The sequence below is a fragment of the Streptomyces caelestis genome, from assembly GCF_014205255.1.
GTDB lineage: Bacteria > Actinomycetota > Actinomycetes > Streptomycetales > Streptomycetaceae > Streptomyces > Streptomyces caelestis.
In genome coordinates, this window is sequence record NZ_JACHNE010000001.1 from 6,314,047 (window position 1) to 6,327,400 (window position 13,354).

The following is a 13,354-nucleotide window of genomic DNA, read 5'->3' on the forward strand; positions in this document are numbered from 1 at the left end:
GAGGCGATTACTGCGACGGTGGCGGAGGCGGCGGTGTCTGCCCGTCGGGCTGCGCCGGGTACCCCGGCTGACCGGGCTGCGGGTAGCCGTAACCGGGCTGACCCGGCTGACCGGCCTGCGGGTAGCCGTAGCCCGGCTGCGGGGGCGCTGCCGGGGCCTGTCCGGGCTGGGTGTACGGCTGCTGGCCTGGCTGCGCCGCCGGTTGCCCCGGCTGTCCGGGCTGTCCGGGCTGCGGGTAGGGCGGCTGGCCTGCGGCCTGCGGGTACGGCTGCTGTCCTGGCTGGGCCGGGGGCTGGCCCGGCTGGGGATACGGCTGGCCCGGCTGGGCGTACGGCTGTCCGGGCTGCGGCTGCTGGGGGTAGGGGCCCGGCTGCCCGGGGACCTGCTGGCCGGGAACCGGCTGCCCGGGGCCCGGCTGCTGCCCGGGATACGGAGGCTGGGGCTGGCCCGGGACGGGCTGGCCGGGCAGCGGCGGGGCGGCCACCGGCGGCGGGTTGCCGTCGGAGGTCCACAGGCCGTGCATCTGCTGGTGACGGACGAAGTCCTCGGCGACCATCGCCGCGAGGTTGAAGTACGACTCCCGCACCTTCGGCCGCATCATGTCGAGGTCGACCTCGGCACCGGCGGCGAGATGCTCGTCGAACGGCACGACGATGACGCCCCGGCAGCGCGTCTCGAAGTGCGTCACGATGTCCTCGACCTTGATCATCTTCCCGGTCTCGCGCACCCCCGAGATGACGGTGATGGACCGCGAGACGAGGTCGGCGTACCCGTGCGCGGACAGCCAGTCCAGCGTGGTGCTCGCGCTGCTCGCACCGTCCACCGACGGCGTCGAGATGATGATGAGCTGGTCGGCGAGATCCAGCACACCGCGCATGGCGCTGTAGAGCAGACCGGTACCGGAGTCCGTGAGGATGACCGGGTACTGCTTGCCCAGCACGTCGATCGCGCGCCGGTAGTCCTCGTCGTTGAAGGTCGTCGACACGGCCGGGTCGACGTCGTTGGCGATGATCTCCAGCCCGGACGGCGCCTGGGACGTGAATCGCCGGATGTCCATGTACGAGTTGAGGTACGGGATCGCCTGGACGAGGTCACGGATGGTGGCCCCGGTCTCACGCCGCACGCGGCGCCCGAGGGTCCCCGCGTCCGGGTTGGCGTCGATCGCGAGGATCTTGTCCTGCCGCTCGGTGGCGAGCGTGGAGCCGAGCGCCGTGGTGGTGGTCGTCTTGCCGACACCGCCCTTGAGGCTGATCACGGCGATCCGGTAGCAGGACAGCACGGGCGTACGGATCAGCTCCAGCTTCCGCTGCCGCTCGGCTTCCTCCTTCTTCCCACCGATCTTGAACCGGCCACCGCCGGCCACCGGACGGCTGCTCTTCGCCTTCTGCTTCTTGCTGTTGAGCAGCCGGTCGGACGACAGCTCCACGGCAGCCGTGTAACCGAGCGGCGCGGCCCCCGGGTTGGTCGGCTGCCGCTGGTCGTGCTGCATGGGCTGCGGCCAGGCGGCACCGGTCCGCGGGTCCACGGGCTGCGGGGGCTGGCCTTGCCCTTCGGGCTGCGGCTGGGCCTGGGCCTGCGGGGGCACGCCGGGGTGGGGGAAGCCGTATCCGCCCTGGGGATTGGGGGTGGCCGGGGCGGGGGCGCCGGGGTGGGGGAATCCGTAGCCGCCTTGCGCGTTGGGCGCGGGGGCTGACGGGTTGTCGGGCCCGGGCTGCGGGAATCCGTAGCCGCCCTGTGGGTTCGGGGTGGGGGCGGGCGGGGTGTCGGGCTGCTGGGCCGGCGGCTGCTGGGCGGCCGGGGCCGGGGTGCCGGGGTGAGGGAAGCCGTATCCGCCCTGGGCGTTGGGTGCGGCCGGGGCGGGAGCTCCCGGGTGCGGGAAACCGTAGGCGCCGGGCTGCGGTGCGGGCTGGGCGGGCGGCTGGCTCGGCGGCGTCGGTGCGGCCGGCGGGTTCCAGGCGGCAGGCGCGGGCTGCGGCGCCTGCGGCTGGAACGGCGGCTGCTGAGCCGGCACCGACGGCTGGGGCGGCCCCGGCGGCGGCCCCTGCGCGGCCGTCGGCTGCGGCTGCGCGGGCGCGTTCGGGTCCGTGGGCTGGGCCTGCGGCTGAGGCTGCTGCTGCGGCTGCGCGGGCCACTGGCTGGCCGGCGCCGGAGCGGCCGGCTGGTACGACGGCGGCAGCGGGGGCATGGCCTGCGGAGCCGGGGGAGTCCAGGCGGGCTGTGCGTCGGACGCACCCGGCACGGCGGCGCCCTGCGGAACGCTGCCCGCGGGAGCGGCATCGGCGGGCGGGGCGTCGGCAGGCTGTGCGTCAGCGGCCGGGGCGTCGTCGGGCTGGGCGTCGGCCGGCTCGGGGGCAGCCGGGACCTCGTCCGCGGGCACTACATCCGCCGGGTCCTCATCGGCAGGCGCCGTATCCGCAGCCACGGAGTCCTCAGGCTGGGCATCCTGCGGCACGGCCTCGTCCGTCTCCGCCTCCGGGGCCGCGTCCTCGGGAGTTTCCTCCTCCGGTGCGGTCACCGCAGCTTCCACGTCCCCGCTGTCGGCATCGTCGGAAGCAGGACCGTCCGCACCGGACACGTCAGCCGCATCCACCGCCACCGCCGTGTCGGAGGAGACGTCCTCGTCCTCGTCGGCGTCGGTGGGAGCGCCCTCGACGTCACCGCCGGACTCCTCGCCCGGCTCGGCCCCGCCGGTCGGGCCGGAAGCGACCGCGCTGTCCTCGTCCTGGTCCTCGTCGGCCGACTCCAGCCGCGCCTCGGCCTCGGCGGCACGCTCCGCGATCTCCCGCTTCAGGGCGACGGCGGAGAACCGCATCGTGGCACCGCTCTCCAGATCCCCGTTCCCGGGCTCCGCATCATCGGAAGCCGGAGTGGCCGGAGTGGCCGGAGTGGCCGGAGTGGCCGGAGGAGCCGGGGACGTGGCCGGAGCCTGCGTCGGAGCGGCCGGCGCCCACTGCGCCTGATACCCACCCACGGGGAAGTTCGGCACGGCCGCAGGAGAGGCCGGATCCTCCGCGGGCGCCTCGGTTCGCTCCTGCGGCTGCGCCCCCGGGGACTGCGCCCCCTGCGGCTCGAACCCCACGGGAAGCCGGGGCACGGCAGCCGGCCCTCCGGTAGACGGCCCCTCGGCAGCAGGCGCGGGTGGCGTGAAGGGCGTACCCGGCGAGGGCGCGGGAGGCGCGGGAGGCGTGAACGGAGCGCCCGGAGCAGGCGACGGCGCGGGCGGCGTGAAAGGCGCCCCTGGAGCCGGAGAAGGAGCCGGTGCCGGAGCCGAGCCGGAAGCCTGCCCGTGCCCGTGCCCCTGCCTCGGAATGGACGACGCCCCACCGGAAGGGTGGGCATGCGGCGGCGGAGTGAGCCCCGGCAGCGGCGGAACCGGCCCGCTCGGCGCACCGGAACCCTGCGCACCCGGACGCTGCGCCCCGGAAGCCCCCTGCGGACGGGACCCCCCGGGCGCCCCGGAAGCACTGGAGTCCCCGGACGCACCCGCCCTCTGCCCCGAGCTCGAACTCCCCGAGGCGTTCTGCGTGTACCAGGCCGGCGGCGCGTAGTCGATGGTGAACTCGCCCGTCATCTCTGCCGCGGACTCCGCGTCGGGCTGGTCATCGCCGGGTGTCGCCCAGCCCCCGCGGTTCCCGTCCCGATCGCTGCTCACAGTGTTCCTCCTGGTGTGGTCGAGCACCCTCATGCCGTGCTGGGGCGACCCTTGCTTGTCGTCCGACCTCGTCCGAAGTCTGTCAATGGCGTCTCCGGGGCCGTCCGAGGTCGTCCGATACACCGCACCGGCTTCCCCGCTCTCCCCCTGGGACGCCGACGCCCGGTCCACGGGTTCTGACGTCGCGCCCGGTACCAGCCTAATCACCACAAGGTCCGCCTCGGCAGGCCCGTCTGCCCCTCCACGACAACGCTGGACCTCGAAAACCACGCAAATGCGATGTAACTCCTGGCGCAACAGTTGACAAACCGGGTGGTAGGAGCGCTTCCGCTACGAGGTCCGTCAGTCCATCCGACGTGGCGTACCCAGCAACCCGGTCTCCGCGTCCGTGGGCTGTGTCATCACGTACTGCCGATCGCGATCGGTACACCACAGGGTGAGACCGTCGGAGAGCCCCGGCAGGGAGTCCATCTCGGCTCGGGTGAGCGTCATCGTGCGGCCCAGCTCCGTGGCCTCGTCCGGCGATACCCTCTGAATCCCGACCAGTCGCGCCTGCCGCACGAGCCGCGGAGCGACCGGGCTGACGTACGGCAACAGGGTCAACACCGACTGCCAGGGCCCGGAGACCACGCGGCCGCGAGGCGGCCGCATCCCGCAGTCCCGTACCACCAACACCGGCGTACCGGCTGAGGCACCCAGCGGCGGCACCCGCCCGACGTCGTACACGGCCATCCCGTTCTGCCCGCCCCCCATGGCGTGCACCATCCGCATCCAGACCTGCGCCCGCCCCGTCTCCACGGCGACCCGCGTACCCGTCGCTGCCGCCCTGAGCGCGATGACCTGCGCGGTCCACAGCCCACCGATGAGGACGACGTCGTACGGCAACGGCCGGTTGAGCCCGAGTACCGCGGGCCGGCTCTCCGCGTCCACGCCGATGACGACGCCGTCGTCGGCGACGGGGAGGGCGAGGGTGTCCAGTTGGTCGACGGCCACGGAGTGCCGCGGGTGTCTCGGGCCGATCAAACCGAAGCCCCGGCGCAGCAGTTCACGCGCCCGCCCGGGGTCAGAGGTCTGCGGCTCGCCCCGGCCGGTGGCCGCCGCCTGCCCCACACGCGGGGTCGTCGCCGTCACCGGGCACCTCCGAGGGGCAGAGTGGCGAGCATGCCGGGTACCTGTTCCCGGTCGAGGCGGGCGAGCCCCATGCCCGTGTGCCGGGCCGCGGCCTGCACCGCGCGCCGGGCGGCGACGAGTTCGTCGTCGCTGCGCCCGGTCACCCGCAGGTGCCCGCACACGGACACCTCCTTCCGCTCCCCGCGCCTGAGCGTGAGGCTGAAGGTGGTGGCGAGGGTGGGGACGGCAGTGACCAGAGCGACGAGCTGCGGCAGCGACGGCGCCCTCTCGCCACCCAGTGCGGGCCACCGACGGATCCAGTACGTGGTGTGTCTGCGGTTGTCGCAGCGCCAGTTCCGGCCTGACTCCTCGGTCCGCCGCTCCCGCGTGTCCGTCCGCCCCGCCTCCGCCGTCACCAGCGGGTTGGCGCAGGCCGAAGTGGCGATGGCGGAGATCAGCTGCTCCTCGTCGAGGAGGGTCGCCCGGAATCCGGCTCCGGTAAGCCGGCTCGCGAGGTGATCGGCGGCGCGCACGACACACTTCTGCGCTCCGACCAGGCCGCCCCCGCGCGCGGCCACGGCTTCCGGGCACAGTTCCGGGTCGAGCTTCAACGCGATCCACGTGATGCGTACGGCCGGCGCACCCGTCTGCTCCTGCAAGGGCGCGTAGTTGGCGACGGCCACGGACTGCTGGGGCAGATGGATCGCGGGCGCGGGCTGGGTGTGGAGCACGACCTGCGCCGACTCCAGCCGGATACCGTCCACCTCCAGGGCGTCGTATACCAGGGAGAGCGGCAACGGCTGTCTGTTCCGCTCGGCCCGCAGCGCGGTGGCGTCGGCCTCGACATGCAGGACTGCGGTGACGAACGTACCGTCCCCGACGATTCCGACAGGCCGGCGGTCACGGCCGGCGTACGTGTACGTCCGCAGACTCGGGTCGCACTCCAGGGCCGGCGCCAGCCCGGGCTCCGTGCCCTCCGGTATCGGCGTACTCGCCGCCCGCCGCTGCCGCGCACGCAACGCCTGCGCCGTGGCCAGCCATTCGGGCAGGGAACGGCCGCGGCGACGGAGGAAGGAGAGCAGCACCAGACAGACGGCGAGGGCAGCCGCAGGCACCAGGGCCACGGGATCGATCACCCACCCGACAAGCAGGACGGCGGCCGCGATCTCGAACAGGACAAGTCGTTGCAACCGGAATGCCCCGACCTGACCGGAACGCACCTTGGAGTGGAATGCGCCCGGCGAGGCCGGCCGCTGTGCCGGTCTCTGCGCAGGCGCCGAAGCGCCCGGTGTCCGCGATCGGTCACGGGACCGGGCGCGCGTTCCGGAAGCCATCACTCCATCCCCCCGTTTTGCCAGCAACTCGCCGGTATTTCAGCACCGCACAAGGCCCTTGACGGACCAGGTACCCTACCCGCTCCACAAGTCCCCGCGGATACCAGGCATAGTAGGGGGCCGCTCTGACACCGGGGGCGGGGGACCATGTCACACCTGGCGAGCGCGGCACATGTGAACACGGGGAGAGACAAGGACAGATGGCATCTCGGCGCGACCAGCTCAATGCCTACACCTTCGCGAAACGCCGCATGCTCGCGGCCTTCCTGCAGTCGTCGCCCGACGGTTCGGAGGAGGCGGCGCCCCGTCCGCTGCGCGCGGTCGTCCCCGGCGTCATCGTGGGTGTGGTCGTCATGGCCGTGTTCGGGGCCTGGGGCATGTTCAAGCCCACCGCGCCCAAGGGCTGGAACGAGCCCAACGCCAAGGTGATCGTCGCCAGCGACTCGACCACGCGCTACGTCGTCCTGAAGACCGGCAAACAGGTCCAGCTGCACCCGGTCCTCAACATGGCGTCCGCCAAGCTGCTCCTCAACGAGGGCCAGGGCGAGGTGGTGACCGTCGCCGAGTCCGTCCTCGACAACGGCAAGATCCCGCACGGCGTCACCATCGGCATCCCGTACGCGCCCGACCGCCTTCCCTCGGCGTCCGAGGCGGGCGGCGAGAAGCGCTGGGCGGTCTGCGAACGCCCCAGCGCGGGCGGCGAGTCCATCCAGAAGGCGGCCCTGGTCCTCGCCTCCCGCGACATGCAAGCGACCGAGGGCAAGGGAGAGAAGCTGACGGGCGGTCAACTCCTCTACGTCGTCTCCCCGAACGGGACCCACTACGTGGTGGACGCGAGTGGACGCTCGTACCCCATCGACAAGAGCGACGAACTGCTGCTGCGCGCCGTCGTCGGCTCCGGACGCAAGCCGCAGAAGGTGTCCAAGGAGTGGCTGGAGACCCTGCACACCGGCGACCCGATCTCCTTCCCGAAGATCCCCGACCAGGTCGGCATCGCGGCCGACGCCCCAGGTCAACTGGACGAGAAGACCAACAGGGTCGGCATGGTGCTCAAGGCGTCCGACCTCAACAGCGACCAGTACTACGTGGTACTGCCCGGCCGGGTCGCCCCCATCTCGGCCTTTGTCGCCCAACTCCTGCTGTTCAGCGAGGACCTGGCCTCCCTCGGCCAGGCCGGTGAAGCCAAGGGCATGAGCCCCGGTGCGATCGTCCCCGGCAAGCCGTTCGGCACCGAGCACCGCTGGCCGACCGAGGACCCCCAGCCCGTCAACGAAGCCTCCGGCGCGGCAGGAAGCCGCAGCACCGTCTGCAACGTCCTGCGCGGCGTCAACGCCGGCTCCGGCGCCACGACCCTGAGCACCTGGGCGGGCACGGACTTCCCGGCCAAGCTCCCCACCGGCTCCTCCAGCGCCTACGTCACCCCCGGCTCCGGTCAGCTCTACCGCCAGTTCCAGGGCAGGGAGACCAAGGCCGGCCCCGTCTTCCTCGTCACCGACACGGGCCTGCGCTACGTCCTGCAGTCCAACGCCGACAGCGGCGCGGACGACGCCGGCATCGGTACGACGGCCAAGGACCGCGAGCAGGCCCAGCAGGAGGCCCGGCAGGCCCAGACCCGGCTCGGCTACAAGGACGTGGACCCCGCGCCGATCCCCGCCGCCTGGTCGGAGTTCCTGCCCACAGGCCCACGCCTGTCGACGACGGCGGCACGCCAGCCGCAGGGTTCCTGAGGGGTCCGGACATGCCGCACATGCCCTCCTTCCTCCGTACGGCGACCACGGTGGCGGCCGCGACCCTGCTCACGACCGCCCCCGTGGTCCTCGCGCCCCCCGCGGCGGCGGCCGACCTCCCGTACTCGGACCAGTGCTCGTTTCCCAACGGCAAGTACCCGGGCCGGCCCTGGTCCCTGCAGCGCGTCCTCCTGGACGAGCTGTGGAGCCAGTCCAAGGGCAAGGGCATGCGGGTGGCGGTGATCGACACCGGCGTCGACGTGACGAACCCTCAACTCACCAACGCTGTCGACGTGAAGAGTGGCCGCAACTTCCTGCCCAAGAACCTCAAGGACGACGACGGCAACCCGATCGAGCGGGGCAAGGAGAACGGCACCACGGACACGGTCGGCCACGGCACCAAGGTCGCCGGCATCATCGCGGCCCGGCCCGCCAAGGGCACCGGCTTCGTCGGCCTGGCCCCCGAGGCGACGATCATCCCGATCCAGCAGAACGACGCGGAGGGCAACGGCGACGTCGACTCCCTGACCGACGCGATCCGCTACGCCATCCAGGCCGGGGCCGACGTCATCAACATCTCCCAGGACACCTCGAAACCGGTGAAGTCGACGTCCGGTCTGGCGCTGGCGATCAACCAGGCTCTGGCCCGGAAGATCGTGGTTGTGGCCTCGGCGGGCAACGACGGCCTCGGCGGCAACGTCAAGGAGACGTACCCGGCCTCCTACAAGGGCGTCCTCGCGGTCGCAGCGTCGGACCGCAACAACGAGCGCGCCTCCTTCTCCCAGTCCGGCGAGTTCGTCGGCGTCGCGGCCCCCGGCGTCGACATGATCTCCACCGTCCCCAAGGGCGGCCACTGCTCCGACAACGGTACGAGCTTCTCGGCGCCGTACGTCGCCGGCCTCGCGGCGCTGATCAAGGCGAAGCACCCCGACTGGACGGCCCGGCAGATCGTCGCGCAGATCGAACAGACCGCGGAGCGCACCGTCGCGGGCCACGACCGCCTGGTCGGCTGGGGAGTGGTCGACCCCGTACGCGCCCTGACGCAGGACGAACACCCCATAGAGTCTCCCAACCCCCAGGCAGGCCTGGGCAAACCGGAAGCCCCCACCCCGGCCAAGTTCCAGATCGGCGAAACCGCCGAGGAACGCAACGCCCGCCTCGCCACGTACGTGGCCGTGGGCGCGGTGGTCCTCGTCGCGGCGCTGGGCGGCACGGCGGTGGCGCTCCGGGACGCGCGGCGCAGGCAGAGGCGACGACTGGAGGGCGGATCATGGACGCGCTGACCCAACTGAATGTCCTGGGCCTCATCCTGTCCGCCGTGCTGCTGGCCATGGCCTGCATCAAGGCGGACCGCATCCGGGCGTGGCGCGCCGGCATCAATCCGTCGACCGAGGAACTGCCCGACGCCTTCTTCGTCGCCGCTCGCGTCACCTTCGTCGCCTTGGCCGGCGTTGGCATCTACCTGAGCGTGCAGGGCTTCGGCGTCTCCGACGCACGGCGTGGGATGACAGCGAGCTGACCAGCGCGGTGCAGGGGGCCACGGACGCCTTGGACGGCAGTTCCGGCTTCGGCGACATCTATGCCGAGGACAACGACACCCGCTGGATCGACGAATACGCGACGAAGATCGAAAACGAGGTCGTCGAGCACGGCGGCGGCGACGCCCCGCAGTACGGCGTGAACGCGACGCCCGCCGCCACGAGCACGGCTTCCGAGGCGCGTTACACGGTCACCGGCGGCGACTCGGCCTTCTGCATGCAGGTCACCCGCACTCGGTCGAAGGACGGGGACTATGAGCCGCCGGGCATTGCGGGAGGTCAGGGGACGGTGACGGTCCCTTCGTACGACTTCGCGGTGACGACGCGTGAGGGGGGTTGCTGACTCCGTGGCTCGGCCGAGCGGGCCGGCCTCTCGATGACGAGTCTCGACAATCTCGTAACTCACGCAACACAAAGTTCAGTTGGCCGCGTTTCACACGATGACTACAGTGGTCATCGAGTGTGTCGATCAGGTCATCACCTGTGCACCGCTCGACAACTTTACAAACGGGGAACGGGGAGGGAAGGCATCGTGCCTGCTGCGGAGCGCCAAGCTCTCAAGGTCAGACTCGAGTCACTGAGCGAGTTCAAGAAGCGCGTGGACGCCGCGCTCTCCGATTTTGAGGGCTCGCAGGGCAGCGCCCAGAAAGTTGGTGCGCACCGCCTCTCCGAGGCGTCGTTCAGCGGTGCGGGTGGGTTCGCCGAGGCCAAGGGCCTCCATGCGCAGTACGAGCGGGTCCATGAGCGTCTGACTGCGCTTTCCAAGAACCTGGGCCTGCAGATCGAGGCGCTCCAGATCGCAGTCATCGGTGCGGGGGACAACTTCAGCGACCTCGACGAGGAACAGCGTCGACGGTTCTGGGAGATCCAGACCGGCATCGACCGCGAGTGGCGGGACGCGCAGCGCGAGAAGGACGCCGCAGAGGCCGAGAAGCAAGGCAAGTCCGCACCGAAGAGCAACGACGAGCGGACGGTCACCTACTAGTGAGCGACAAGCAGAAGCCCCAGGATCCGCACCAGGCGGAGAAGAAGCAGGTCGCCGAGCAGGCCGGCATCATCAACAAGGCCAGTCGCGTGGTGAACGCGACTCCCTTCGCCGCCGCGACCCTCAGTGCCGCCCTGGGCAGGTCGAACTTCGAGGGCCACGACCTGAACGCCATGATCGACCTGGTCGAGTCCGCGAGGCCGGAGGATCTGGAGACGGCGGGCACGGCTCTGTGGAACGCCAAGGACGCGATCGAGAAGGCAGCCGAGGAACTCAAAGGCCACATCGGTCGGGTGGAGTGGGAGGGCGAGACCGCCACGGCTTTCTACAAGTGGGGCGAAAATCTCGTCAAGCACGCTCTCGAACTCGCCGCCTTCGCCGGAGTGACGGGCACGCAGATCACAGCGGCGGCCACGGGGCTTGCCTCCGTCCGTACGGCTATGCCGCCACGTGACAGCCGGCTCGTCCCCAAGACCGTGGACCAGATCCCGACGCACATGCAGGTGGAGGGCAACAAGGAGTACGCGGCGGCGGTCAAGGCCGAGAAGGACCGCCAAGAGGCGATCAACCAGATGAATCGTCTGGCGTCCTTCTACGCGGTGTCGGAAGAGGTCATGGCGGCGCAGGAGCCGCCGACGTTCGAGCCTATGCCGGATGTGGGGGTGCCTAAGCCGGAGCGGGTCTGGGACGATGAGTATCCCGGTGACAAGAGCGGGAGCGGAGGCCTTGGTAGTTCCCGTGAACCGAGTGCGACGGGGCATCGCGTCGCTGAAACGGTGGTTCAGGCTCGCCCCGAAGACATTCCGCCGCCGCACAAGCCAGTGGACGACTCAATCAGTCGGCCGGACGTGCACGTTGGTACGAAGATCGACAGCGTAGGTACGCTGTCGCCCCAGGAAACTCCGAGGCAGTCGACCAACGTGGCGCCGACGGTGACCGGTCCGAGTGGCGGAATCGGAGGGACAGTCTCTCCCCTTCCCGTCGGCACGGTTCCTCGTGCCCCGAGCGGGCTGGCAGGGCGCACCTCAGGCTTCGGCGGGGCGAACGGCAACAGGCCGGCTCCGGTCTCGGCTCAGGGCCGTACAGGCACTCCGAACGGCACCGTAGGCGGTCGCGGCTCAGGCCCGATGGGGCACGCCACCACCTCGGGGCAGTCGGGTACTCGAGGCGGCAGCGCTTCCCCCGTGGGTCGAGGCGTCTCCGGCGGAATGCCACGAACCGTCGGAGGACCGGCGAGCGACCGCGCGGGCGGTGCGAGTTCCACAGGTGCGGCGCGCGGTAATGGAGTTGTCGGAGGAAAACCCGCCACAGGTCCTCAAGGGCCGACCGGTTCCAGGGTCCCCCGCGGCACGGTCGTCGGTGCCGAGGGCAACACCGGTTCCCGTACGCCCGCCGGCCAGAGCGGGCAGCGCGGAGTGATCGGGGCGCCGAACTCCACTCCCGGCACTCGTCCGGGCCAGACTGCCCGGCCCCCTGCCAGCAATGCTGACGGCGTCGTCGGAACGCCCAAGGGGCGAACCCAGACAGTGAGAAGCGGTGGGCTGGCCGGAGTCGGTGGGGGCTCCCCGCACCGCCGGACGGGGGATCGACGGAACACGAACCGCGGTGATCGTGAGGGTGAATCTCAGCCGGAGACCCCGCAGCGCAATGCGCCCCAGTGAACTGACTGAATCAGAGCGAGGATCTACAGAGGCATGACAGGGACCAGCCCACGTGGCGGATTGACTGCGTTCTTCGCAGGACGTGCCGGAAGATGGATTTCCACAGCGTGCGCGGCAGTCGGTGCTTTCGCGATCGTGTCTTCGGAGCTGGCTTCGAGTGCGGTCGCCGCAGACGTTCAGTCGAAGCAGTGGTACTTAAACGCGATGGACGCTGAGGGTATGTGGGAGGTCAGCACAGGCGAAGACATCAAGGTTGCTGTACTCGACTCTGGCGTGAATCCTGAGACCCCTTCACTCAAGGGCCAGGTCCTCGTGGATGATGTGCCGAAGGCTGTCTCGCACGGCGCGACCAATGACTACGCAGGCCACGGCACCACCATGGCTGAGTTGATTGCGGGCACGGGTGACGCGGGCGGCTTGAGGGGTTTGGCTCCCGGGGCCAAGATCATCCCTATTCAAGTGGATCTGAAAGATAACCCCGACAAAAAGGCCCCTGAGGTCGCGGCGGCGATCAAGGCGGCTGCCGACAGCAATGCCCAGATCATCAACATGTCCATCAGTAGCGACATCATCGACCCGGATGTGGAGAAGGCGATCAAGTATGCCCAATCAAAGGGAAAGTTGATGTTCGCCGCTACAGGTAACGACGCTCAAACAAAGAACTTCATTGGCTACCCGGCCGCATTCCCATATGTAGTGGGGGTGGCTGCCACCGATAAGTCGGGCAAGGTGGCTGAATACTCAGAGCACGGTAACTACGTTGATCTAGCAGCGCCTGGTCTCAACCTCCCGCGGTGGTGTGACGCGACGTTCAGGTCCTACTGCGACGAAGGGGGTGGCGGCACAAGTTCCGCAACCGCCATTACCTCCGCCTCAGCGGCCCTCATCTGGTCCGCACACCCTGACTGGACGGCCAACCAAGTCCTGCGCACCATGATCGATACAGCTGGCCGCACTTGGGCGAAGGGCGAGCGGAGCAACTACGTCGGCTACGGCGCCGTCCGCCCCCGCAAGGTGCTGGAGAACAGCGACATCAACCCGGGGTCGGCCGCCACCGACCCCCTCAGCTTCGAGAACGGAACCGGCGTCACGGGCGTCACCGCCTCACCCTCCGCTCCCGCATCAACCTCGTCACAGGCCCCCAAGAACACTTCTGGCGGCCAGACTTCGGCGGCAGGATCGATCTCGGAGTCGTCCGGCAACACCACGATGTGGGTCGCCCTCGGAGCCGCAGGGGCTCTCCTGGTAATCGGGGGCGGAGCCTTCGTGGTGATCCGCTCGCGCCGAAAAGCATGACGACTCACACACGTCAACCGGTCACACACGACCTCTCCGACGCGGTGACGC

10 protein-coding genes are annotated in these 13,354 nt (G+C 70.3%); 7 read left to right on the plus strand and 3 right to left on the minus strand.

Annotation, left to right across the window (positions count from 1 at the left end; translation table 11 throughout):
* Nucleotides 1-7: 7 nt before the first annotated feature.
* The 3 genes from HDA41_RS29050 to eccE all read right to left on the minus strand — a co-directional run bounded on the left by HDA41_RS29050 (nt 8) and on the right by eccE (nt 6,096).
* Nucleotides 8-3,652 carry an SCO5717 family growth-regulating ATPase gene (locus HDA41_RS29050; RefSeq protein ID WP_184988971.1) on the minus strand — a complete coding sequence of 1,215 codons (3,645 nt, stop codon included), beginning with the start codon at nt 3,650-3,652 and terminating at the stop codon, nt 8-10.
* A gap of 342 nt (nt 3,653-3,994) precedes the next feature.
* Entirely contained in the window at nt 3,995-4,783 is a 789-nt protein-coding gene (locus HDA41_RS29055) for a hypothetical protein (RefSeq protein ID WP_184988973.1), read from the minus strand.
* Nucleotides 4,780-6,096 carry a type VII secretion protein EccE gene (gene eccE, locus HDA41_RS29060; protein WP_184988975.1) on the minus strand — a complete coding sequence of 439 codons (1,317 nt, stop codon included), beginning with the start codon at nt 6,094-6,096 and terminating at the stop codon, nt 4,780-4,782. The genes HDA41_RS29055 and eccE overlap by 4 nt, the downstream gene beginning before the upstream one ends.
* A 200-nt stretch (nt 6,097-6,296) precedes the next feature.
* Here eccE and eccB point away from each other — a divergent pair, with 200 nt between their 5' ends.
* The 7 genes from eccB (at nt 6,297) to HDA41_RS29095 (ending at nt 13,303) form a co-directional block, all read left to right on the plus strand.
* Nucleotides 6,297-7,823 carry a type VII secretion protein EccB gene (gene eccB / locus HDA41_RS29065; RefSeq protein ID WP_184988978.1) on the plus strand — a complete coding sequence of 509 codons (1,527 nt, stop codon included), beginning with the start codon at nt 6,297-6,299 and terminating at the stop codon, nt 7,821-7,823.
* Between the two features lie 11 nt (nt 7,824-7,834).
* The gene (gene mycP / locus HDA41_RS29070; protein WP_184988981.1) at nt 7,835-9,106 is read left to right on the plus strand and encodes a type VII secretion-associated serine protease mycosin; all 1,272 of its coding nucleotides are present in this window, start codon (nt 7,835-7,837) and stop codon (nt 9,104-9,106) included.
* The gene (locus HDA41_RS29075) at nt 9,094-9,342 is read left to right on the plus strand and encodes a hypothetical protein (RefSeq protein ID WP_184988983.1); all 249 of its coding nucleotides are present in this window, start codon (nt 9,094-9,096) and stop codon (nt 9,340-9,342) included. The genes mycP and HDA41_RS29075 overlap by 13 nt, the downstream gene beginning before the upstream one ends.
* A gap of 29 nt (nt 9,343-9,371) precedes the next feature.
* Complete coding sequence (locus HDA41_RS29080; protein WP_184988985.1) at nt 9,372-9,704, plus strand: hypothetical protein; 333 nt, start codon at nt 9,372-9,374, stop codon at nt 9,702-9,704.
* Between the two features lie 189 nt (nt 9,705-9,893).
* A complete protein-coding gene (locus tag HDA41_RS29085) occupies nt 9,894-10,346 on the plus strand; it encodes a DUF2563 family protein (protein ID WP_230299672.1) in 453 nt (150 codons plus the stop codon).
* Nucleotides 10,346-12,007 (plus strand): WXG100 family type VII secretion target, encoded by a 1,662-nt coding sequence (locus HDA41_RS29090; protein ID WP_184988988.1) that lies wholly within the window; start codon nt 10,346-10,348, stop codon nt 12,005-12,007. The genes HDA41_RS29085 and HDA41_RS29090 overlap by 1 nt, the downstream gene beginning before the upstream one ends.
* Nucleotides 12,008-12,040: 33 nt before the next feature.
* Complete coding sequence (locus HDA41_RS29095; protein ID WP_184988992.1) at nt 12,041-13,303, plus strand: S8 family serine peptidase; 1,263 nt, start codon at nt 12,041-12,043, stop codon at nt 13,301-13,303.
* The last annotated feature ends 51 nt before the right edge of the window (nt 13,304-13,354 follow it).

Coding starts and splice junctions, on each gene's coding strand:
- eccE (WP_184988975.1), bottom strand. CDS start 6,096: ATGGCTTCCGGAACGCGCGCCCGGTCCCGTGACCGATCGCGGACACCG.
- eccB (WP_184988978.1), top strand. CDS start 6,297: ATGGCATCTCGGCGCGACCAGCTCAATGCCTACACCTTCGCGAAACGC.
- mycP (WP_184988981.1), top strand. CDS start 7,835: ATGCCGCACATGCCCTCCTTCCTCCGTACGGCGACCACGGTGGCGGCC.
- HDA41_RS29075 (WP_184988983.1), top strand. CDS start 9,094: ATGGACGCGCTGACCCAACTGAATGTCCTGGGCCTCATCCTGTCCGCC.
- HDA41_RS29095 (WP_184988992.1), top strand. CDS start 12,041: ATGACAGGGACCAGCCCACGTGGCGGATTGACTGCGTTCTTCGCAGGA.